Genomic DNA, 21,724 nt, shown 5'->3' on the forward strand with positions numbered 1-21,724 from the left:
CCGGCCACGGGCCCGCACGTTCGGACCGGGCCCCGTTCCTCCGGCTCACGGCCGGAGGAACGGCGCCGGAGTGCGCTCCCCTACCGGGCGGCCCTGTCCATCAGTTCGAAGAAGGTGTCACCTCTCACCACCTCGAACGGGTCCGTGAGCAGTTCGCCGAGCTCGGCGATGTCGCTCGGCGTCCAGTTCCACGCGTTGACCGCTCCGGCGATGAAGAGCGGACCGTTCCCGTCCCAGCCCTCGATGTGCTTCACCAGGCCGTCCCGGTACTCGGCCGCGTTGCCCTGCGGCCAGTAGTTGCCGATCACCGGGAGCCCCGCGGGCCGGATCTGGAGGTCACCGGTCTCCCAGGACTGGATGATGCCGCGCAGCGGGGTGTGATCCCGGTACGAGCGGACGATGCGCTCGTCGAAGGGCACCCAGCCGTTGCCCTCCTGGAGCCGTTGGTTGTAGGCGTAGACGAGGTCCATGCCGGTGCGGCGCAGGAAGCTCCCGGTGAGCCGGGTGTACGCGTCCAGCGCCTCCGGCGGCCAGGAGCCCGGGTAGGTGTACCCGGCGCCGGACGGGCCGCAGATCAGCAGGTCGTTGGCGGTGGCGGTGCGCTGGTAGTGGGCCAGCAGCGCGGGGCCGATGTCGGCCAGGAGCGGGCTGACCGTCCAGTTGACGGGCACCTGTCCGCGTGCGGGGTTGTCCCACAGGTCGCGCATGCGGCGCTGGCAGTACTGGACGTTGTCGCCCTCGCCGACGGTGAGCGTCAGGTACACGCGCTTGCGAAGCGTCGCCCGCGGGCGGGGGCGTACGCGGTCGGACACCTTCGCCCCGGTTCCGGCGTGCACCGTGCCGTTCATGTAGAAGTCGGTGGGCACCACTGGCACGCCATGCTGTGAGGCCCGGTCGACGCCGCCCCACTCCCCCGCCACGTCGTTGGAGAACCAGCCGCAGTACGGGGTGGTCGGCTCGACCCGGCTGAACACCTCGTCGAGCAGTTCGCCCGTGGCTCCCGAGGGCGGCAGCCACACCACCATGGCCCGTGAGGCGACCGCGTAGTCGCGGAAGTACGGGAAGGGCTCGACGCGGGTGGGCGAGGTGGTCGTGGCGGTGACGAGGTACTGGTTCCACAGGTCGGCGTCGACGGTCAGGCGAGTGGTCCCGGCCGGTGCGGTGAACCGGTAGATGAAGTAGCCGCCTCCGTCGCAGAAGCGGTTGCCGTCGCTGCCGACGGAGGAGTTGAGGCCGTCGAAGAGGTACGGGGCCTCGGCGTCCGTGCCCGGCGCGAAGGACGCTATCTCCTGGCCGTCGGCCCGTACGGTGATCCGTCCCACCGAGGCGCCCCAGCCGTCGTCCCCCAAGGAGTCCTGGAAACGGAGGAACGCACCGTCGGAGCCTGGGAGTTCGGTACTGAGGTCGAAGGTGCGCACGGCCCGGTTGGAGGAGTCGCGGACACGGTTCGGCTCGCGGGCGATCTCCCGCCACTGGACGCCGTCCACCTTCACGGTCCTGGTGGGAGGCAGTCCGGCCAGCAGGGTGTGGGCGCAGCGGGGGAAGAGGTTGTCCAGTTGCCAGCGGTAGACCGCGTGCGGGTCGTCGGCGGCGAAACGGCCCCGCAGATCGGCGACGACCTTCAGGCCGTGGCGGGCCGCCTGTTCGGCGGTGGCCGCGACGGCGTTCTCCAGACCGGCCAGCGTGGTGGCGACGTTCACGGAGTCGGGGACCTCGGGGTCGTGCAGGACGGCGCCGCGGACCTCGCCGCGGTAGCGGCCGATCAGGTCGAGGGCGTTGTCGTGGCGGGTGACGTCGGCACCGGTGCCGGGCAGCCAGCCCAGGTCCAGACCACTGGCGTCGTAGGCGAAGTAGAGGCGGGGGCGGCGCCGGTTGACGACTCCCTGGAGGGTGGTCAGCAACAGCTGGTCGTCACCGTGGAGCTTGCTCACGTCGGCGACGTCGAGCGTGGTGGCGCGGCCGAAGGACGGCAGCAGGCGGGTGGGACTGGCCTGTCCGGCGGCGGCCCGGCCGGGGAGGCCGAGGCCGAGTCCCGCTGCCGCCAGGATCGTTCCGTTGGTCAGCAGGAAGTCTCTTCGGGAAACCATGAACGATCACTGCTCCTCAGATGCGGAGTTGACATCGTTGTCATCAGCCAGTGAAGGTAGCGACGCCCGTGGCACGTGTAAAGGGTCCGGACACGGGTGAGGAACATCAACGCGTGCCAGGGGCCACTCATTTGGGGTCAGAGGGGCTCAGGTCGGCAGCGTGGGCGCATAGGTCGAGTGGAAGACCAGGGAGGCCGCGCCGATGGCCGCAGCGTCGGCGCCCATCGGCGCGATCTCCACCCGCACGTCGTGCAGACGGCGGTTGAACGAGCGGGTGTCCACCGCTTCGGCCATGGCGTCGCGGAAGGCATCCGCGGTCTCGCGCAGAGCCGGTCCGCCGATCAGGAGGAGGTCGACGTCGAGCAGGTTCACGATGCTCACGGCGGCATCGGCCACAAGCGCGGCGACCGCCCGGATCGTCCCCCTCGCGTCGGCGTCCCCGGCCCGGAAGGCCGCGCAGATCCCGGCATGGGTCAGCCGGTGGCCGGTGCGTGCGGCGTGCAGGGCCTCGATCGCGGCGGGGCTGCATTCGGCCTCGAGGCACCCACGGTTGCCGCAGTAGCACTCGGCCCCGCCGGGGACGACGGTGAGGTGGCCGAACTCCGCCGCGCTGAAGGACCGCCCCCGGTAGATCTGGTGGTCGAGGATGAGGCCTCCACCGATTCCCGTACCGAAGTACAGGTAGGCATAGCTGGGCACGGACCGGCCGGCGCCGGCCCAGCGTTCGCCGATCGCGGCTGCGGTGGCGTCGTTGTCGAAGGCGACGGCGAAGCCGGTGGCCTCCTCCAGGAGCGCCCGCAGGGGGATCCGGTCCCAGTCGTTCAGCTGGGGCGGCGAGTACATGGTGCCGTCCGCGTCCAGCGGGCCGGGGCACGCAAGTCCGACACCGAGGATCCGGGCGTCGGGGACCTGGGCGGCGTCCAGCAGGGACCGTGCCGCCCGCGCCATGACGGCGATCACGGCCGCGGGCCGGATGCCGTGGGTCAGGGTGCGGCGGCAGGTCCGTACCGGAATCCCGGCCAGGTTGGCGAGGACGGCGGTGATCTCGGCGGGGTCGAAGTGGATCCCGATCGCGTATCCGGCGTCGGGATCGATCCGCAGGATCGTGCGCGGTTTGCCGCCGGTCGACGGCAGCGTTCCGCCCTCGCGTACGAGTCCTTGACCGAGGAGCCGTCGCACGATCACGGAGACGGTCTGCGCGGTGAGGCCCGTCCGGTCGGCGATCTGGACCCGGCTGATTCCGTCCGAGGTCTGGATCGCCTCCAGCACGACGGCCTGGTTGTAACTCCCCATACCGGGGTGGTTCGTTCCCATCGGCATGCGAGGCAATATCACACAGCGTATTGACTTAGTAAATCAGACTGACTTACGTTTCCCGGCACTTGAGGCACGACAGCGCGCAACACCGTCATCAGGAGGACGAGTTGAAGAGGCGCACACTGCTTGCCGGGGCACTCGCGACGACAGCCGCCGGTGCGACCGCCGTCACCGGTTGTTCGAGTGGTTCCGGTAAGAATTCGAACGAGATCGAGGTCCTCTACCGTGTGGAGCCGACCTGGCCCCACCTGGAGAAGTCCCTCAAGGGAGCCAGAACCGAGTACGAGGCCGCCCACCCGGACGTCAAGATCAAACTGACGGCCGTCCAGGGCTCCAACGAGGACTACTACACCAAGCTTGCCCTGCTGAACCGGTCCGCCGACTCCGCACCCGACGTCTACCTCCACGACACCTTCCAGGTGAACGCCGATGTCGCCGCCGGAAAGCTGGCCCCGCTGGACGACTTCCTCGCCAAGTGGCCCGACTGGCAGGAGCAGTTCCCCGAGTCGGTCCAGAAGGCGGCACAGGGGCTCGACGGCAAGACGTACGGGGTGCCCATCTCGACCGACACCCGCGGACTCTGGTACCACAAGGACGTCTTCCGGTCGGCAGGCCTGCCCGTCCCCTGGACGCCGAAGACCTGGGACGACGTGCTGGAGGCGGCGCGTACCGTCAAGCGCAAGGTCCGCGGGGTCACCCCGTTCTCCATGTACTCGACGAAGATCCTCGGCGAGGCCGCGACCATGCAGGGCTTCGAGATGCTGCTGTACGGGACACCCGGCGGGACGCTCTTCGAGAAGGAGAAGTGGGTGACGTCCGGCAAGGGCATCACCGACTCGCTGAAGTTCGTCGACACCGTCTACCGGGAGGACCTCGGCCCGAAGAAGGCCGACGCACTCAACGCCAAGCTCGGCGACAAGGTGCTCCTGGAGTGGTTCCCCAAGGGCAAGCTCGGCATCGCGCTGGACGGCGCATGGGCCTCCAGCGCCTGGACGCCGACGAGTCCCACCCCGTGGGCCGACTGGACGAAGAAGATGGGCTGGACGCCCATGCCCACGCAGAACGGCGAGGCGCCGGGCGCGGTGAGCATGTCGGGCGGCTGGGTGATGGCGGTGAGTTCGTACAGCAAGCGCAAGCAGGACGGCTTCGACTTCATCACGTTCGCGATGAACAAGAAGCACGCCATGGAGTACTCGCTGGGCACCGGTGACCTCGCCGTCCGCAAGGACGTGTCGGCCGACCCGGCCTACCTCGCGGAGAACCCCTCGGTGCAGTTCTGGACCGATCTCGCGAAGGTGTCGCACTACCGGCCGGCGTACGAGGCGTACCCGAAGGTCTCCACCCAGATCCAGGAGGCGATGGAAGCGGTCACGCTCGGCTCGAAGTCGCCCGAGGAGGCGGCCGAGCAGTACGCGGAGGGTGTGGAGCGGGCCGTAGGAGCCGACAACGTTGTCGGAAAGGCGTCGTGACGCTCACCGCGGCGGCCGGACCGAAGCGGGCGCCGGCAGCCGACGTGCTGCCGTCGCCCGCGCGGCGCGGGAGGACCCTGCGCTGGCTGCTCCCCCTGAGCCCCACGCTCGTCCTGCTGGCGATCTTCCTGGTGGGCCCGGTCGGGTGGAGCGTGTACGTCGCGTTCACCAACGAGACGCTCACCGGTTCGGCGTCGGTCAATGCCCGCTTCATCGGGCTCGACAACTTCACCCGGCTCTTCGACGACGAGGCATTCGTCAGCTCGCTGTTCCGCACCCTCGTCTTCGTCCTCGGCTCGGCCGTCATCGGGCAGAACGTCCTCGGCATGCTCATCGCCCTGCTCCAGCGCGGCAAGAGCCGTATGACGCGCGGCGTGGTGAACGGCGTGGTCATCGCCGCGTGGGTGATGCCCGAAGTGGTCGCCGCCGCCTGCTGGTTCTCCTTCCTCGGTGACGAGGGCACCCTCAACTCGCTGTTCGGGATGCACCAGGAGTGGCTGGTCTCCGCGCCGCTCTTCGCGGTGATCCTCGCCAACGTCTGGCGCGGCACCGCGTTCTCGATGCTCGTGTACTCGGCGGCGCTCTCCGAGGTCCCGCGCGACCTCCTGGAGGCAGCGAAGGTGGACGGCGCCTCCACCCGCCGTACGTTCTTCAGCGTCACGCTGCCCCTGATCCGCCGCTCGGTCCTGTCCAACCTGATGCTGACGACCCTTCAGACGCTGGCGAGTTTCGGTCTGATCTACGCCCTGACCGGCGGTGGACCGGGCGAGGCCAGTCAGACCACCCCGCTGTACATGTACGAGCAGGCGTTCCGGTACTTCGAGATCGGCTACGGCAGCGCCATGGCGCTGGTGATGCTGGTCATCGGTGCCCTCTTCTCGCTGGTCTACCTGCGACTGATCAAGGTGGAGTCCTGATGACCCGCTGGGGCGCGCGCTGGTCGGCCCACGCCGTACTCGCGCTGATCACCCTGTCCTTCCTCGGCCCCTTCCTCTGGGTGCTGCTCTCCTCCGTCCAGCCCGGCTCCTCCCCTGCCGCCAAACCCGCCCTCTCCTTCTCTCTCGACAACTTCAGGGCCGTCCTCACCTACGACACCGTGTACGGTCCGCTGCTCAACTCCGTGGTCATCTCCGGAGGGACCGCCGTCCTCACCGTCGTCGTGGCGGGTCTGGCCGCCTACCCGCTCTCCCGCTACCGGCTGCGCTTCAAGCGCCACTTCATGCTCACGCTGCTCTTCTCCACCGGCCTCCCGCTGACCGCGATCATGGTCCCGGTCTATGCGATGTTCTTCCGCTTCAGCCTGTACGGCTCGGTCCCCGCGATGGTCCTGTTCCTGACGGCGAGTTCGCTGCCGTTCTCCATCTGGATGATGAAGAACTTCATGGACGGGGTGCCGATCAACCTGGAGGAAGCCGCCTGGGTGGACGGAGCCGGGTGGATGAAGTCGCTGCGGTACGTCGTCGCCCCGCTGATGGCCCCGGGCATCGCGGTCGTCGCGATCTTCGTGTTCGTCGGCCAGTGGGGGAACTTCTTCGTCCCGTTCGTGCTGCTCGACTCCCCGGAGGAGCAGCCGGCCGCGGTCACCATCTACACGTTCTTCTCCCAGTACGGGCGGGTCGCCTACGGCCAGTTGGCCGCGTTCTCCGTCATCTACACCACTCCCGCGGTCCTGCTCTACGTCGCGGTCAGCAAATACCTCTCCGGCTCGTTCAACATGGCCGGCTCGGTGAAGGGATAGCACGGTGCGCATCGTCGAGGTCGAGTCGACCGACCTGTTCGTCGGATCCGCGGACGATCCGCTGCAGGTCGTACGTGTCACGCTCAGCGAACCGGGACGGGTCGTCATCACCGGCCCCGGGGTGCACGGGGAAGGGAGCGCCGGTGAGATCGGCGTACGGTGCGAGGCCGCCGTGCCCGGGACCGTCGTGCCCATCACCGTCCGGGCCGGCGACGCGCGGGTGGAGGCGGAACTCACCGTGGCCGAACCGGGGTGGACGGTGTGGATGGTGCCGCACTTCCACTACGACCCGGTGTGGTGGAACACCCAGGCCGCCTACACCACCACCTGGGACGCGGCCGGCGACACGGCCCAGCAGTTCCGGATCGACTTCCAGCAGACCGGTTTCGAGCTGATGCGACTGCATCTGCGGACCGCCCGCCGTGACCCCGACTACCGCTTCGTCCTCGCGGAGATCGACTACCTCAAACCGTACTGGGACGCCCATCCCGGCGACCGTGCACTGCTGCGCCGGCTGCTCGCCGAGGGACGGATCGAGCTGATGGGCGGCACGTACAACGAGCCGAACACCAACCTCACCTCCGCCGAGTCCACCGCCCGCAACCTGGTCTACGGGATCGGCTTCCAGCGCGGCGTCATGGGCGGCGACCCGCGGACCGCCTGGCAGTTGGACGTCTTCGGCCACGACCCGCAGTTCCCGGGCCTGGTCGCCGACGCCGGACTGACGTCGTCGTCGTGGGCGCGGGGCCCGTACCACCAGTGGGGCCCGATGCTCACCGACCGCGACCGGGAGCAGGACGGCTGGGGGGACCCGTCGGGGATGCAGTTCCCTGCCGAGTTCGAGTGGCTGTCGCCCAGCGGGCGCGGAGTGCTCACCCACTACATGCCGGCGCACTACAGCGCGGGCTGGTGGATGGACAGTGCGACGACCCTCGGTGAGGCGGAGGACGCGGTCCTGGAGCTGTACCGGCTGATGCGCGGCGTGTCCGCGACCCGCAACATCCTGCTGCCGGTGGGTACCGACTACACACCGCCCAACCGCTGGGTCACGGAGATACACCGCGACTTCGCCGCCCGCTACACCTGGCCGCGCCTGGTGTGCGCGCTGCCCCGCGACTTCTTCGCCGCGGTCCGCGCCGAACTCCCCGCGCCCTCGCCGCAGACCCGGGACATGAACCCCGTCTACACCGGCAAGGACGTGTCGTTCATCGACACCAAGCAGGCCCAGCGCGCGGCCGAGAACCTGCTCACCGACGCGGAGAAGTTCGCCACCATCGACTCGGTCGAGACCGGGGCCGCGTACCCGCACGCCCGTATCGACAAGGCGTGGCGGCAGCTCGCGTACGGTGCGCACCACGACGCGATCACCGGATCCGAGTCCGACCAGGTCTATCTGGACCTGGTGACGAGCTGGCGGGAGGCGTACGACACGGGGCGCGACGTGCTGGACGCGTCGCTGAGGAGCCTGGGTGCCGACGGCGCGATCAGCGTGTTCAACCCGTCCGCCTGGCCGCGCACCGACCTGGTTCGCACACGGCTGACACTCCCTCAGCCGGGTTTTCACGGCTGGGAGTTCGAGGATGGGACACCGACCCTCGTGGAGAACGCCGTGCTGCATGAGGACGGCTCGCTCGCGGAGGCGGACCTCGTCCTCCTCGCCCGTGATGTTCCCTCGCTCGGCCACCGCCTCTACCGGCCGCGCCCTTCGTGTACGGGCTCCGGCTGGACGCCGTCCGAAGGCCACCGGATCGCGAACTCCACCCACACCCTGGAGGTCGACCCCCGGCGCGGCGGCTGCGTCTCCCGGCTGGCCGTCGAGGGCCGCGAGCTGCTCCAGCCGGGGCGGGTCGGCAACGAACTGCTGGTGTACGAGGAGTACTCGGCGCATCCCCGGTACCACGAGGGCCCCTGGCATCTGGTCCCCAGCGGCCCGGTGACCGGTTCGGCGTCCTTCCCCGCCGAGTCGGTGACGGTCGAGACGAGCCCGCTGGGCGAGCGGATCACCGTCACGGGCACGGTCGGCCCGGTCTCGTACACCCAGAGCCTGACCCTGTGGCACGGACTGGACCGGCTCGACGGAGTCACCCGCATCGACGCCTTCGACGGGGCCGACCAGCTGCTACGGCTTCGCTGGCCGGTACACGTGCCGGGTGCGCTGCCGGTGAGTGAGGTCGCCGACGCGGTGATCGGGCGCGGCTTCGGGCTCATCGACGTCGACTCCGAGGAACACCCCTGGACCCTGGACAACCCGGCAGGCAACTGGTTCGCGCTGTCGTCGACGGCCCGGGTCCAACTGCCCGGTGGGGCAAGGGCGATCGGTATTGCGGAGATCGTCACGCCGGACGGGGGCGGGGCACGCGATCTGGCGGTGGCCCTGGTCAGGTCCGGTGTGACCAGCACCTGCTCGGCCGCGCCGGGCGCCCGGTACGGGGATCTGGCCATCGACTCCAACCTGCCCGATGTGCGCATCACGGTCGGCGGGCCCGATGAGAACCCGTTCACGGCGGAGGTGCTGAGCGGTGTGTACGCCGACGCGTTCGCGGAGCAGTTGGCCGCCACCGGGCGGGTGCGGTTGTGGATACCGGCCGACACCCCGCTGGAGAAGGTGTGGGTGCCCGGGGCCGATCTGCGCGGCGCCCGCACGCTGCCGGTGCTGGTGATCGCCGGGGAGGGTGCGGTGGAAGCTCTCGTGGCGGACCTCGACGACGCCGTGATCGAGGTCGGCGAGGCCGGATCGCTCACCGAGCCGCCGCTCGACGACTACACGGTCGCCCTCGTCAACCAGGGCATCCCCGGCTTCGCCGTGGACTCCGGCGGCGCGCTGCACCTGTCGCTGATGCGCTCCTGCACGGGCTGGCCGTCGGGTATCTGGATCGACCCGCCGCACCGCACCACCCCGGACGGGTCCGCCTTCCAGCAGCAGCACTGGACCCACTCCTTCGACTACACGCTCCTGGCGGGCGCCGGGGACTGGCGTGCCCGGGGCGTCGTACCGCTGGCCCACGACATCAACCACCCGCTGCGTGCGGCTCAAGGTGAGCGCCAGGAGCAGCCGGAGGAGCGCTCGTACCTGTCGGTGGAGCCGGCCGGGCAGGTCGTCCTCACCGCCCTGAAGCCCACCGGCAACCCCCTGTCCGACGGCCATGCGGCCGGACCGGTGGAGAGCCTCACGATGCGCTGGCACGAGGCGGTGGGCCGGGATGTGCGGGCGGCCGTCACCACCGGCTTCCCGGTGGCCGAGGCCCACCGCGCGGACCTGCTGGAACACCCCGGCCCCGTGCTCCCCGGCCTCACTCTGGACCTCGGCGGCATGGACATCGCCACGGTCGTCGCCCCGCTCACCACCCCGGGCGGCCCTCCCGCTCCCGGCCGGGAGCCTCACCAGCCGGTCTTCACCCGCTACTGGCTCAACAACACGGGCCCCGCACCGATCGGCAACATGCCGCTCGCGCTCCACCTCGAACCGTCCGTCCTGCGGGACACCGGCGACGAGATCACGGTGACGGTCGCTTCGACCCTCGCCGACCGGCAGGCCACCGGGAACGTGGAGTTCATCCTCCCCGAGGGCTGGTCGACCCGGACCGGCCCGCTCCCGTACGACCTCGAGCCCGGCGGTCACACCTCCCGTAAGGTCAGGATCACTCCGCCCGCGGCGGCCGAGCCCGGCACGTACTGGGTGCGGGCGCGCACTGCTCATGACGGCCAGGTCTTCGAGGACGTGACACGGGTGCTGATCGGTGACGTGCCGGCCGACGAGCCGGTGGCGACGCAGGGGACGACCGAGGTGCGGCTGGCGCCGGGCGAGTCCGGGGCCGTGGAGGTGACGCTCACCTCCCAGGTGCGCACGCCCGTCTCCGTGCAGGCTCAACTCATCAGCCCCTGGGGCACGTTCGAGCTCTTCCCCGAGTGGGACAAGGGCACCGAGGTGCCCGCGCTCGGCGCCTCCGTGGTGCGCTTCCCCGTCACCGTCCCGGCCGGCACGCGCCCCGGCCGTTGGTGGGCCGTGGTCAAGCTGGCGGCGGCAGGCTGGCTGCACTACACCGAGGCGGTAGAGATCGAGGTGACCCCGTGACCGGGCCGGGGGTGGCCGCGCACGTCGGGGCGCGCACCGTCACCGAGGAAGCGGTGGAGGCACGGGTCACCGCCCTGCGCCGGGGGCCGCTGGCCTCCCGGCTGCCCCGCCCCGGCACGGCGGACGCCCGCAATCTGCGCCGCTGGGTGGTCCAGCTGCTGACGTACGAGGCGGTGGTCGAGGACGCGGCGGCGAGCATGGGGCTGACCGCTGAACAGAACTGTCGGCGAGGGGAGTTCAGCCTGTCCGCCGCGCTCGGTACGGGAGGCGTCACCGCAGCGGTCCTCGCCTCGCTCCCGGTCGCCACGGCCGTGTACGACAGCATCACCGCCGACATCGCCGTCGCCCCGTCCGAGGTACGCGCCTACTACGACCGCAACCGCGACCAGCACCCCGGTCCGTACGACACCTCCCGCCCCGCCATCACGGAGGAACTGCGCCGAGCGGCGGCGGACCGCCATTTCACCCTCTGGCTGGAACGCCGCCACGCGACGACGGTCACCCTCCACCCCGGGTTCGAGCACCCGGCCGACCCCCGCCACGCCGACGCCACCCACCGGCACTGACGCGGCACTCACGCAGTACTGACGCGGCAGGGCGCTTCACCTCCGAGCGCCCTGCCGCCGACTGTTCAAAACTGCCACCCTGACGCGGTGACCATTCTCCGTATCTTCGGCGCCGCCCGTCGTGTCCGGCGCCGAAGTGGATGAACTCCGGCCGAGGGGGCAGCACGTGAGGAAGTACTTACAGCGGGCTCGGATGGTCGAACCGGCGGTCTCCCAGGCCGAGCAGGAGCTGTTCGGCGGCCCCCTGCGCTACGACATGGCCTTTGCCGAGCACGAGCGGGCACGGCTGGACCTGACACTGCTCTCGGCGATCCGGGCCATGCCCCGGCTGGTCGCCGGCACGCTGCGCCGGGCATGGGTGGCCGACCGGCCGGCGCTGCTCGTCGTCGGCGTCAGTGAGGTCGGACAGGGCATCGCGGCGGCCGTGGGTCTCCTGGCGGTCAACTCCGTGATGCACGCCCTTCTCGGCAGCGGGGATCCCGTCGACCGGCTGCGCGCCGCGGTTCCCGCACTCGTGGTGGGCGCGGTGGTCGCGGTGGTGAACGCCGGCCTCGCCGCCCTGTCCACGTCCCGGGCCGGTCGTCTGGAGCCCTTGGTCGAGCGCATCGCGACCACGGAGTACCTGGCCGCGACCACGGTGGTCGAGCTGGAGGCGATAGAGGATCCGGAGTTCCGTCGCCTCATCGATGTGGCCCAGTTCGGTGCCGCCTCCGCACGCCGCATGATCAGTGCGTGCGTCGCCGCGTTGAACGGCACGATCTCCCTCATCGCGACAGCGAGCATCCTGACCGTCCTGCACCCGGCACTGCTCCCGATGCTGCTGCTCATCGCGGCACCTCGCGCCTGGGGAGCGATGCGGGTCGCGCAGGAACGGTACGTGTCGGTGATGACATGGGTGGAGCACATGCGCGCCAGCCGTCTGATCGGCAACCTGCTGACCGAGCGCAGTGCGGCCCAGGAAGTACGGATCCACGGCGTGGGTGCCTTCCTGCTGGAGAAGTACCGCGGCATGGCCGAGAGCGCCGAGGCCGAACAGACGCGGCTCGCGAACGGCAAGGCACTGACCGAGCTGGTGGCCGCCGCGCTGTCCGGGCTCGCGATGGCCTGTACGTACGGCGTGATGCTCTGGCTGATCATGGCCGGGCACATGGGCCTGGCCGTGGCCGGTACCGCGGTGATCGCCGTGCGGTCCGGGTCGGCGAGCCTGGGCGGGCTCGTCATGAACGTCAACCAGCTGCACGAGGAGAGCCTCTACGTGCAGGACCACGACCGGTTCCTGTCCGAGGCCGCACGACGGGCCATCGCCGACGGCGGGCAGGACCTGCCCGAGCGGGTGGGCCAGGTGGTGCTCGACGAGGTCACCTACCGCTATCCGGACCGTGACACTCCCGCGCTGGACGGCGTCTCGATAGCACTTCCCATGGGGTCGGTGACCGCCGTCGTGGGTGAGAACGGCTCGGGCAAGAGCACTCTGATGAAGATTCTCGCCGGGCTGCTGCTGCCGCAGAGCGGCACGGTGCACTGGGGTGCGGAAGAACTCTCCAAGCTCAACCGCTACCAGGTGTTCGAGCGTGTGGCCCTGCTGACCCAGGACTTCCAGCGCTGGCCGGTGACCGCCGCGCTCAACATCCGCATCGGCCGCCCCGGCCGCCCGGCCGGGCACGAGGATCTCCAGCCCTCGGTCGACTACGCCGGCGCGGCCCCCGTCATCGCGAAACTCCCCCACGGGCTGGGCAGCCTGCTTGCCCGCATGTTCCGTGGAGCGTCCGAACTCTCCGGCGGCGAATGGCAGAAGATCGGCCTCGCCCGCACCCACTGGCGCACCGAGACCTCTCACTCGGACACCGTCCTGATCGTCGACGAGCCCACCTCGGCGCTCGACCCGGAAGCCGAGATCGCAGCGTTCGACGCCATCCGCGGGCTCGCCGGCCCGCACCGGGCGGTCGTCCTGGTCACCCACCGCATGTCCGGCGTCCGGCACGCCGACACTATCTATGTTCTCGACAAGGGCCGCCTCACCGAGCGCGGCAGCCACGACGAGCTCATGGCCGCGCAGGGGCGCTACGCGGCCATGTTCACCACACAGGCGGCCCAGTACGCACCGGAGCCGCATGCCGCGGTACCGCACCCGAGTGCACCGCCCGGAGCGAGCACGTCCGTGCCGCCCCTACCGGACTGATACTGCCGGCGGACCCGGGCCTGCACTCTGCTCCCTGAGCCATCGGAGGGAGCAGAGTGCCCGGGGAAACGGGAGGACTACAAGGACCTGACCATTTCCGCCTGCGGGCCCTTCTGGCCCTGCGTGACCTCGAACTCCACCCGCTGGTTCTCCTCCAAGCTCCTGTATCCGTTCGTCTGGATGGCGGCGAAGTGCACGAACACATCCGCGCCGCCGTCGTCCTGGCTGATGAAGCCGTACCCCTTGTCTGCGTTGAACCACTTCACGGTGCCTGTTGCCATCGGTCCCAGTCCTTCGGTCGGTGCCACGGCGCGATCCGGACGCGCCGGCCGCAGCCCGATCGAGCATGCTCCGGCCCTTGATCGTTTCCTCCGGGCGCGGCAGATCTCACCCTCTTTCCCGCACCTCACCCGTGGGGATGAACTCCTGCCGTTGCCATGCCGGTGAGCGCTTCTCGGTGAACGCCCGGGCGCCTTCGGTGGCGGCAGCGGTTGTGAACACCGGAGCGCTCAGTGGGTCCTGGACGAGGTAGGCGGTGCGGTCGTCGAGTCCGCGGGTGTCCTGGACGACCTGCTTCGTGACGAGGACGGCATCGCGGGAGTGCGCCAGCACACGGTCGGCAAGGGCGAGGGCCGCGTCGAGGGCTTCACCTCGTCGGGTGAGCTGGTTGACGAGTCCGTACCGTGCTGCCTCCGGGGCGGGCAGCTGAGCAGCAGTCAGGAGCAGCTCCATGGCGACGTGGTAGGGCAGCCGACCGGGGAGCCGGATGGCTCCGCCTTCGGCGGCGACGAGTCCGCGGGCGACTTCGGGCAGGGCGAAGAACGCGGTGTCGGCGGCCGTGATGAGGTCGCAGGCGAGGGCGAGCTCGAAGCCGCCGGCGACGGCCGCACCCTCGACGGCCGCGATGAGCGGCTTGCGGCGGACGGCGCGGGTCAGTCCTGCGAGCCCCCGGTCGGCCACGACCGGGACGCCTTCGGCAGGGAAGGCCTTGAGGTCCATGCCCGAGCAGAAGTGGCCGCCCGCTCCGGTGAGGATGCCGACCGCCAGGGCCGGATCGGTCTCCAGCCGGGTGAGGGCCGCGTCCACGGCATCGGCCAGGGACCGGTCGATGGCGTTGCGGACGTGGGGTCGGTTGAGGGTGATGAGTAGGACACCGGCTCGTGGCTCGGTCACCGTCACGGGGTCGTGGAGGTCCATCGGGTGTGCTCCTGGTCGGGGATCATCAGGCGGGGGTGGGCGGGAGCGGTCAGGTCCGTACGACGGGCAGTGCGGCCAGACCCCGCATCACCCGTGCCGGCCGCCAGGGGAGCTCTTCGGCGGGCTTGGCCAGCGCGACGGGGCCCAGGCGTTCGAGCAGCAGGGGGAAGGCGACGGCCCCTTCGAGGCGCGCGAGGGCGGCGCCGATGCAGAAGTGGGGTCCGTGGCCGAAGGCGAGATGGTCATTGGGGGTTCGGCCCACATCGAGGCGGTCCGCGTCCGGGAACCGCGCCTCGTCCCTGTTGGCGGAACCGATCACGAGGCTGACGATGTCCCCCGTGCCGATCACCTGTCCGTGGAGGGCAATCGGTTCTGCGGCACACCGGAAGGTCGCGTCCCGCACCGGGGAGTCGTAGCGCAGCAGCTCCTCGACGGCGGTGCCGACCAGACCGGGCCCGGCTTCCGGTCCGGTGAGTCGGGCTGTCTCGGCGGGATTGTGCAGGAGTGCGAGCAGTCCGTTGCCGATGAGGTTCATCGTGGTGTCGTGCCCCACCAGGAGCAGCAGGTAGGCGGTGGAGCGCAGTTCCTCTTCGCTCATGGCTCCGCTGTCGTCACTCGCTTGCACGAGAGCGCCCAGCAGGTCCACTCCGCTGTGCTCGACGCCCCCGCGCTTGCCCGCGATCAGAGTGTCCAGCAGGGCATGCAGATCGCCTTCCACCCGAGCCGGATCCTGGCCCGGAGCGGGAGCGATGGTGGCCATCAGGGTGTCGCGGGTCACCGCGTTGTCCAGTTCCCGGGGGACGCCGAGAATCGCACAGATCATCCGGAAGGTCAGCGGCGCCGCGAAGTCCGCGATCACATCCACGTGGGTGTGCTGCTCGATCCGGTCCAGCAGCTGGTTGGCGATGTCGCCGATGAAGGGTTCCAGTTGCGCGATACGGCGGGGTACGAACGCCGAGTTCACCAGGGTCCGCAGCCGGGTGTGGTCAGGAGGATCGGCATGGACCAGGTGCCGGTTCAGCCCCGCCGGCCCCGGAAAGTAGCCGGGCACCCTGCCGGGTTCCTTGCTCAGCCGGCCGTCGGTGAGCAGGGCGCGGACGTCGTCGTAGCGGGAGATCTGCCACACGGTGGGCCGCCCGGGCCTGCGGTCCGGTTGGGCGGGCGCATGGCGCCGAAGCCATGCGAAGTAGGGGTACGGGTCCTGTACCCGTACAGCCAGCAGGTCGGGGGGCGGGGACGGCACAGCGGGAGCGGGCACGAGAACTCCGGACTCGGAAACCGACATGATCACCGCACCAACGACCAGCAGGGACCGAAGGATACGGACCTATCGGTTCCGCTTTGGCTCACGGAGACACAGCTCTCCTTCAGCGCGGGAGCACTCCCGCCGAGACCTCCGGCGACCATCCCCTCGCGCAGGACTCGCCACCGTTGATCCTGACGGTGCTGGGTGGCCGGTGGGGCATCCTGGTGCGATGGATGATGCCGAGGCCACATGGCAGTCATGGTTGTCCGGGCTTGCTCCGCAGACGCGGGCCACGGCGGAGTCGCTTCGGACACAGTTCGAGGCTCTCGGCGCCCCCGATGCGCCGGAATGGGCAAGGTCGGAGATCGCTGATGACCAGCCACAGCTGGCACGCTTCGTGCTGCTCCGTTCCTTGTGGCGTGGTGCGATCGACGGCTGGGCCGACCAGGGAGCCTTGGAGCAGGTGCCGGCGGCCCGGCGCCTGCTGGATGCGGGGGCGGACAGGGATGACCTGGTTCTTCTGGCTCGGACCGTCGCCTACGAAGCCGTTTTCACCGCGGTGGACGAGCTCGATGCCGGCGCGGACGTGAACGTGTCCGGTGTCGACGCCGGCTGGGTGGTCATGGAGTCCGGCGAGGACGGGTCCCCCACCGGCCGCCGCTTGTCGGGTCTGCACGAGGACCTGCTGACGGCAGATCCGAGTGGTCGAGACGGTGCGGACCTCTGGCGGTAGGTAGGGCACCTGGCCAGGTGGTGGCGAGGAGAAAATGCGTGCGGGCCGATGCGGCTGTTGTGGAACGCTGTCGTCGTGACCGAGACAACCCCCTATGACCACGACCGCAGTCGATTCTCGCGGTCCGCACTGGCACGCCTTGTACTGTGCGACCGCGCTGCCGGCTTGGCCGACACTGCGGGAAACCTGGCGGTCACTCGCTACGACTCGTACACCGGTCCGGGGGGTCGTGTCAGTGAGGCCCACTCCGTCGCACAGCTTGCCGATCTGCTCCTGACCGGCTCCGTGATCTACGAGCGGGAGCGCGGGAGCTCCTGGGAGGACATAGCCGAGTACCTGAACATGGACAGCACTGCGGCACAGGAACGCTTCACTCCTGAACTCGATCGATGGACAACGGCATTCGCGGTGCCGTATCGCCCGGACGAGAACGGCCGTGAGCGCATCCCCAATCTGCCGAGGGCGGCGTACGCCCCCGAGAGCTCGTGCAGACGACTCGACCTCTGGGCGCACTTGCGCCTCGCCACCGACGACAAACACGCCGTGAGTGCCGGTCTCCGTGCACGCTTCCCCGCAGACGAGGCAACGGACCCCAGGCTGCACGACATCGGCGGATGGATATGGCGGCGGAACCTGGCCACGTTCACGGGCTTGCTGGCCCGATACGTCGACAGTGAATTCGACGAGACCGACTGGGACACGGTGGCAGCCGGTCTGGAGACAACAGATGACGAGGACCCGGACGGCTGGTTCACGTACCCTCTGATCGGGTCCACGGCCTCGCTGGAGATCCGACTGGCCAACTCCGTCGGCAGCGACGTACTGTCCGTCGTCGTCGCCGGAGCCGAGTTCGCCGAGCTGCGCCTGCGGGTCGACACCCTCATGTCCGCTCTCTCCGCCGACGAGCAGCACTGACGCAGTCCCGCACGACGGTGGCGTTCCTCGTCGGCGGACTGACCTGCGGCCTTGCCCACCGGTGCTCGGAGAGTAATCGGCCACGCGAACCGGCCCGGTCATATGCCGACGGTTCTTTCGTGCACAACCCTGTTGCGCCCGCCGGACCGGTGGCAATGTGTCAGCTACGCGGTCCCCGCAGTCCACCCCCGGACACGGGATCGCAGCTGCCCCGGCTGCGCGCCGGCGGCGGCGCGCCGCCCCTTCCCGGCTCCCCACGGGAAGGGTCCAGGCGTGTCCGCACCCCCGACCCGCTACGCAGACTTGCGGGCTGGGGCGCTGCTTCTTCCCGCGATCGGACCGGAGGCCGCGCATACCCCCCACGGGATGCGCGGCCTCCGGCGTTCTGTTGGTCGACCGGTCGGATCAGCGCACGTGCACCGCGTGGATCACGGTCTGGTCGATGCTGCTGCCCGCGGAGTTCTCCCCGTGGATCCGCAGGGAGATCCCCTTGGAGCCCTTCGGGGCCTTGAGGACTCCGGTGACCGTTCCCTTGTACGTCACGGCCGGGACCTTCTTCCAGGTCGTCCCCTCGTCGTAGGAGACCTCGACGGTGCCCTTCGTGAGTGCCGCCCGGGTGCCGTCGGGGTTGCGGAAGGCCACCGAGACCGGGTGGTACTTCCCTGCGGTGACGCTGGAGTCCAGGGCCACACCCTCCAGGTGGTAGTCGGCCTGGAGGAGGGGGAGTTGGGCCTTGGCATCTCCGTCGACGTGGGCCGAGGTGAAGTTCCAGGCGGTGTGCTGCTCGGTGGAGACCGACCACCACTTGTTGTTCCGCTTGGCATTCGTCTCGATGCGGTACTGCGACGCCTCCTGCGGCAGGTTGTTGACCGCGACCCAGGCGTTGGGAGCGGAGCCGAGCAGGGTGCCGTTCCGGTAGAGACGGAACGCGGTCTCGTCGCCGTCGGCGTTGCGGCCGCCGTACTCGTAGACGTCGGACCGTCCCGTGACGTACTTCGGAATCGTGACGATCATCGAGTCGCCCTTGCGGTACGGCTGCGCGCTGCCCGACGGATCGGCGCCGGGACCGGGTGTGCCCGCGTGCAGAACCGGCTTGAACCACTCCTGGGTGGAGCGGCTGCCCGGCTTGTAGGAGGCAGCGGCCGAGGAGTACGGCTGTGCCGAGAGGTAGCCGGAAAGGTAGGCCGTGCGGGACCACGTGGTGTTGGCGGCGAGGAGGTAGGCGTGCTGCGTGGTGCCCAGGTTCACCTCGCCGAACGTACCCGCGCCGTCACCGGTGACGGTGTTCTGTCCCAACCAGGACCCCTGCGAGTAGAGCTCGCCCGCGCCCGCCGGAGCGGGTGAGTAGTCCTTGGTGAGAACGTCGGCGAACTCCGACTGCGCCGGCGCGGTGGTCCAGCTCCCGGGCAGCGCCCCCTTGTGGCTGTTCACCGTTTGATAGGAGTACGAGGGTGTGAGTTCACCGGTCAGCTGCACCGTGACGCGTCCGCGTGCGACGGCCGCCAGGACACGGTCGCCCTCGGATCTGGGCACGGTGAACATGGGTGTCTTGGTGGTCGCGCCGGCCGTCAGTACGTCGTCGGAGCTGTTGACCAGCATCACCGCTGCGGCTCCGGCGTCCGCGACCCTGGTCAGGGCAGTGAGAGGCGACTCGCTGCCCAGACGGACCAGCGCGAGCTTCCCGGTGACGTCGTGCGCGGCCAGCTCCTCGGCCGTTCCGAATCCCGCGTCGACTGCGGTCAGCTTCCTGACGCCCTCGAACCGACCGGAACCTCCGACAAACTGAGTGGTGAGGTCGACATGGCCGGTCGGCAGTTGCACCTTCGCGGAGATCGGCCGGGACCGGAAGCTCTCGACGGCGGTGGAGGTGAGCCTGCCGTCCTGGGCGGCGGCCGAGGGCAGAAGGTACCGGTGGCCCGGTCCACCCGACAGCGCGGCCAGCACGCCGACGCTCTGCTCGGCCGACATGCGCCCGACCATCACGGTCGAGCCGACCGGCTCGGTGGGCTTGGGTGTCTTCGTGAGGACCCGGGCCGCCTTGCGGCCGTCGGCGGTGAAAGCCAGATCGTGATCGGTGACATTGACGTCCGGCAGCACGAAGGTCACGCTTGCGCTGCTCTTGAGCAGGTGGCCGAGGATCGTGTAACGGCCGGGCTTGAGACGGGCGTTGGCGACACCGGCTGCGTCGACCGGGAGCCGTACCGGAGGAGCGTTCTTCCGAAGGTCGTACACGGACAGGGCCGCGCTGCTGGGCGCGGTGCCGTCCGGCATCAGGGTCTGGAGACCGACCTTGTAGGTCGGCAGGTCACGGCTCAGGGCGACGGTGGCGTGCGCGGTGATGCCTTCACCGGTGGCCGTGATCGTGCCGGTGTAGGTGCCGCCGGTGGTGGCGAGGTCGGGGTCGACGGTGACCTCGACGCCCCGGCTGCCGCCTGCGGGCAGGGTGACGCCGGTGCTGCCCAGGGTGAGCGCCCCGGCCACCTCCGAGCCGCCGTCCAGAGAGAATGCGCCGGACAGGGCGAGGGTGATCTCCTTGTCGGCGGTGTTGTGGAACGTGACGGTCCGGGTGACCGGCTCGGAGACGGCGCCCTGTGCGTAGGTGCCCATGGAAGCGTTGGTGGCCCAGACACCGGCGTGGATCGCGGTGGCCAGGTCGACCCGGCCGGAGCCCTCCAGGAAGCCTCCGTTGCCGCTGGTCCTCGCGCTGGACATGAGGGCGCCCTTGAGGTCGGCGGCGTCCCAGTCCGGGTGCTCCTGCGCGAGGATCGCGGCGGCGCCCGAGACGTGCGGGGTGGCCATCGACGTACCGCTGGCGGACGTGTAGCCGGCTTCGGCCGGGGCGCCCATGGCGGTGCCTGCTGCGCGGGCGGCGACGATGTTCACGCCCGGGGCGGCGATGTCCGGCTTCATGGCCTTGTCACCGAAGCGCGGGCCCCGGCTGGAGAACGAGGCGATCTTGTCCTGGTCGTCGACCGCCGCCACGGTCAGGGCCGCGTCGGCGGCGCCGGGCGTGCCGACGGTGCCGGCGTCGGGGCCCGTGTTGCCCGCGGCGATGACGAAGAGGGTGCCGGTGTCCTTCGTCAGGGTGTTGACGGCCTGACTCATCGGGTCGGTGCCGTCGGTGTAGGTGTCCGCCCCGAGGCTCATGCTGACGACCTCGGCGCCGCTGTGCGCGGCCCAGTCCATTCCTGCGAGCACCCCGGACTCGGTCCCGGAGCCGTTGTCGCCGAGCACCTTGCCGATCAGCAGCTTCGCGCCGGGAGCGACCCCCTTGTACTTCCCGCCCGATGCCGCGCCGGAACCGGCGATGGTGGAGGCGACGTGGGTGCCGTGTCCGTGGCGGTCGACCGCGTCGGCCGAGTCCGAGAAGTTGCGGGCTTCGTCGATCCGGTCCGAGAGGTCGGCGTGGGTGGCGTCGATTCCCGTGTCGAGGATGGCGACCTTCGTGCCCGAGCCGTCGTATCCGGCCGCCCACGCGGTGGGGGCCCCGATCTGCGGCACACTCCTGTCGAGGGTTGGGGTGACCTTGCCGTCGAGCCACACCTTCCGCACGCCGTCGGCCAGTCGCTTCGCCGTGGCACCGTCCTGCTTGTCGCGCAGCCCTGCCCAGAACTTCTGCGCCTGCTCCGGATCGACCGCTGCGGCCGTGGCCTTGATGGCCGGCAACCGCCGCACCTGCCTGGAGTTGGCCGGTGACTTCGCCGACGCAATGGAGTTCTGCACGATCAGAGGCAGATCCCGGCCGTCGGCGTACCCCTGCTCGATCAGCGCGCCGACCTCGAAGAGCCGCGGGTCCAGCACGCCGGAGTCCAGCAGTGGCCGGGCTTCCTCCGGGACGACAGTGATGTCCTTGCCGTGCTGGAGGATCGACGCGGTCCCGGTCGGGCTGTCGGAGTCGGGGGCGAACGACACCTGGCGGTCGACCCCGCTGCCGGTCACCACGACCCGGTCCCCGGTCACCAGTCGCACCGTATGGGCGGAGCTCGCCACCGCCGAGGGCTTGAGGACGGACACGGCCGGAACATCGTCCGAGGAAGCACCTGCCGGAGAGGCGAGGCCTGCGGCCAACAGAGCCGTCAGCACCGCCACGGCCGGCAGGGATCCCTGTCTGAAGGGTCTGCGCATTTCGAGGAAGCTCCTTCGCATCGGGTGGGCAGGTACGCAACTCTTCCAACCGTCACCCGCCGCGCATAGGTGAATCCGTG

Annotated in this window: 14 protein-coding genes; 8 read left to right on the forward strand and 6 right to left on the reverse strand. The window is 70.0% G+C overall.

Annotation, left to right across the window (positions count from 1 at the left end):
* Nucleotides 1-80: 80 nt before the first annotated feature.
* Nucleotides 81-2,087, reverse strand: coding sequence for a GxGYxYP domain-containing protein (locus tag OG257_RS03295; RefSeq protein WP_329204555.1), 2,007 nt, complete (start codon nt 2,085-2,087; stop codon nt 81-83).
* Nucleotides 2,088-2,234: 147 nt separating this feature from the next.
* On the reverse strand, nt 2,235-3,407 hold the full coding sequence (locus OG257_RS03300; protein WP_329204557.1) for an ROK family transcriptional regulator: 1,173 nt from the start codon (nt 3,405-3,407) through the stop codon (nt 2,235-2,237).
* A 104-nt stretch (nt 3,408-3,511) separates the two neighbouring features.
* Here OG257_RS03300 and OG257_RS03305 point away from each other — a divergent pair, with 104 nt between their 5' ends.
* The 6 genes from OG257_RS03305 (at nt 3,512) to OG257_RS03330 (ending at nt 13,428) form a co-directional block, all read left to right on the forward strand.
* Nucleotides 3,512-4,873, forward strand: coding sequence for an extracellular solute-binding protein (locus tag OG257_RS03305; protein ID WP_329204559.1), 1,362 nt, complete (start codon nt 3,512-3,514; stop codon nt 4,871-4,873).
* Nucleotides 4,870-5,790, forward strand: a complete 921-nt coding sequence (locus tag OG257_RS03310; protein WP_329204560.1) for a carbohydrate ABC transporter permease — start codon at nt 4,870-4,872, stop codon at nt 5,788-5,790. The genes OG257_RS03305 and OG257_RS03310 overlap by 4 nt, the downstream gene beginning before the upstream one ends.
* Entirely contained in the window at nt 5,790-6,611 is an 822-nt protein-coding gene (locus OG257_RS03315; RefSeq protein WP_329204562.1) for a carbohydrate ABC transporter permease, read from the forward strand. Before OG257_RS03310 ends, OG257_RS03315 begins: the two co-directional genes overlap by 1 nt.
* A 4-nt stretch (nt 6,612-6,615) precedes the next feature.
* Nucleotides 6,616-10,683 carry an NEW3 domain-containing protein gene (locus OG257_RS03320; RefSeq protein ID WP_329204564.1) on the forward strand — a complete coding sequence of 1,356 codons (4,068 nt, stop codon included), beginning with the start codon at nt 6,616-6,618 and terminating at the stop codon, nt 10,681-10,683.
* Nucleotides 10,680-11,249: a DUF7158 domain-containing protein gene (locus OG257_RS03325; RefSeq protein ID WP_329204566.1), complete on the forward strand. Its 570-nt coding sequence runs from the start codon at nt 10,680-10,682 to the stop codon at nt 11,247-11,249. The genes OG257_RS03320 and OG257_RS03325 overlap by 4 nt, the downstream gene beginning before the upstream one ends.
* A 193-nt stretch (nt 11,250-11,442) precedes the next feature.
* Complete coding sequence (locus tag OG257_RS03330; protein WP_329204567.1) at nt 11,443-13,428, forward strand: ABC transporter ATP-binding protein; 1,986 nt, start codon at nt 11,443-11,445, stop codon at nt 13,426-13,428.
* Between the two features lie 77 nt (nt 13,429-13,505).
* Here OG257_RS03330 and OG257_RS03335 read toward each other — a convergent pair whose 3' ends face one another.
* The 3 genes from OG257_RS03335 to OG257_RS03345 form a co-directional block, all read right to left on the reverse strand.
* Nucleotides 13,506-13,709 (reverse strand): cold-shock protein, encoded by a 204-nt coding sequence (locus OG257_RS03335; protein ID WP_329204569.1) that lies wholly within the window; start codon nt 13,707-13,709, stop codon nt 13,506-13,508.
* A 106-nt stretch (nt 13,710-13,815) separates the two neighbouring features.
* A complete protein-coding gene (locus OG257_RS03340) occupies nt 13,816-14,625 on the reverse strand; it encodes a crotonase/enoyl-CoA hydratase family protein (protein WP_329204571.1) in 810 nt (269 codons plus the stop codon).
* Nucleotides 14,626-14,674: 49 nt separating this feature from the next.
* A complete protein-coding gene (locus OG257_RS03345) occupies nt 14,675-15,910 on the reverse strand; it encodes a cytochrome P450 family protein (protein ID WP_329204573.1) in 1,236 nt (411 codons plus the stop codon).
* A 190-nt stretch (nt 15,911-16,100) separates the two neighbouring features.
* Here OG257_RS03345 and OG257_RS03350 point away from each other — a divergent pair, with 190 nt between their 5' ends.
* Both OG257_RS03350 and OG257_RS03355 read left to right on the forward strand, forming a co-directional pair.
* Entirely contained in the window at nt 16,101-16,604 is a 504-nt protein-coding gene (locus tag OG257_RS03350) for a hypothetical protein (protein WP_329204574.1), read from the forward strand.
* 75 nt (nt 16,605-16,679) lie between these two features.
* Nucleotides 16,680-17,519 carry a hypothetical protein gene (locus tag OG257_RS03355; protein WP_329204576.1) on the forward strand — a complete coding sequence of 280 codons (840 nt, stop codon included), beginning with the start codon at nt 16,680-16,682 and terminating at the stop codon, nt 17,517-17,519.
* Nucleotides 17,520-17,924: 405 nt separating this feature from the next.
* Here the strand turns inward: OG257_RS03355 and OG257_RS03360 are convergent, their stop codons facing one another.
* A complete protein-coding gene (locus OG257_RS03360) occupies nt 17,925-21,644 on the reverse strand; it encodes a S8 family serine peptidase (RefSeq protein ID WP_329204578.1) in 3,720 nt (1,239 codons plus the stop codon).
* Nucleotides 21,645-21,724: the final 80 nt, after the last annotated feature.

It is taken from the genome of Streptomyces sp. NBC_00683, assembly GCF_036226745.1.
GTDB lineage: Bacteria > Actinomycetota > Actinomycetes > Streptomycetales > Streptomycetaceae > Streptomyces.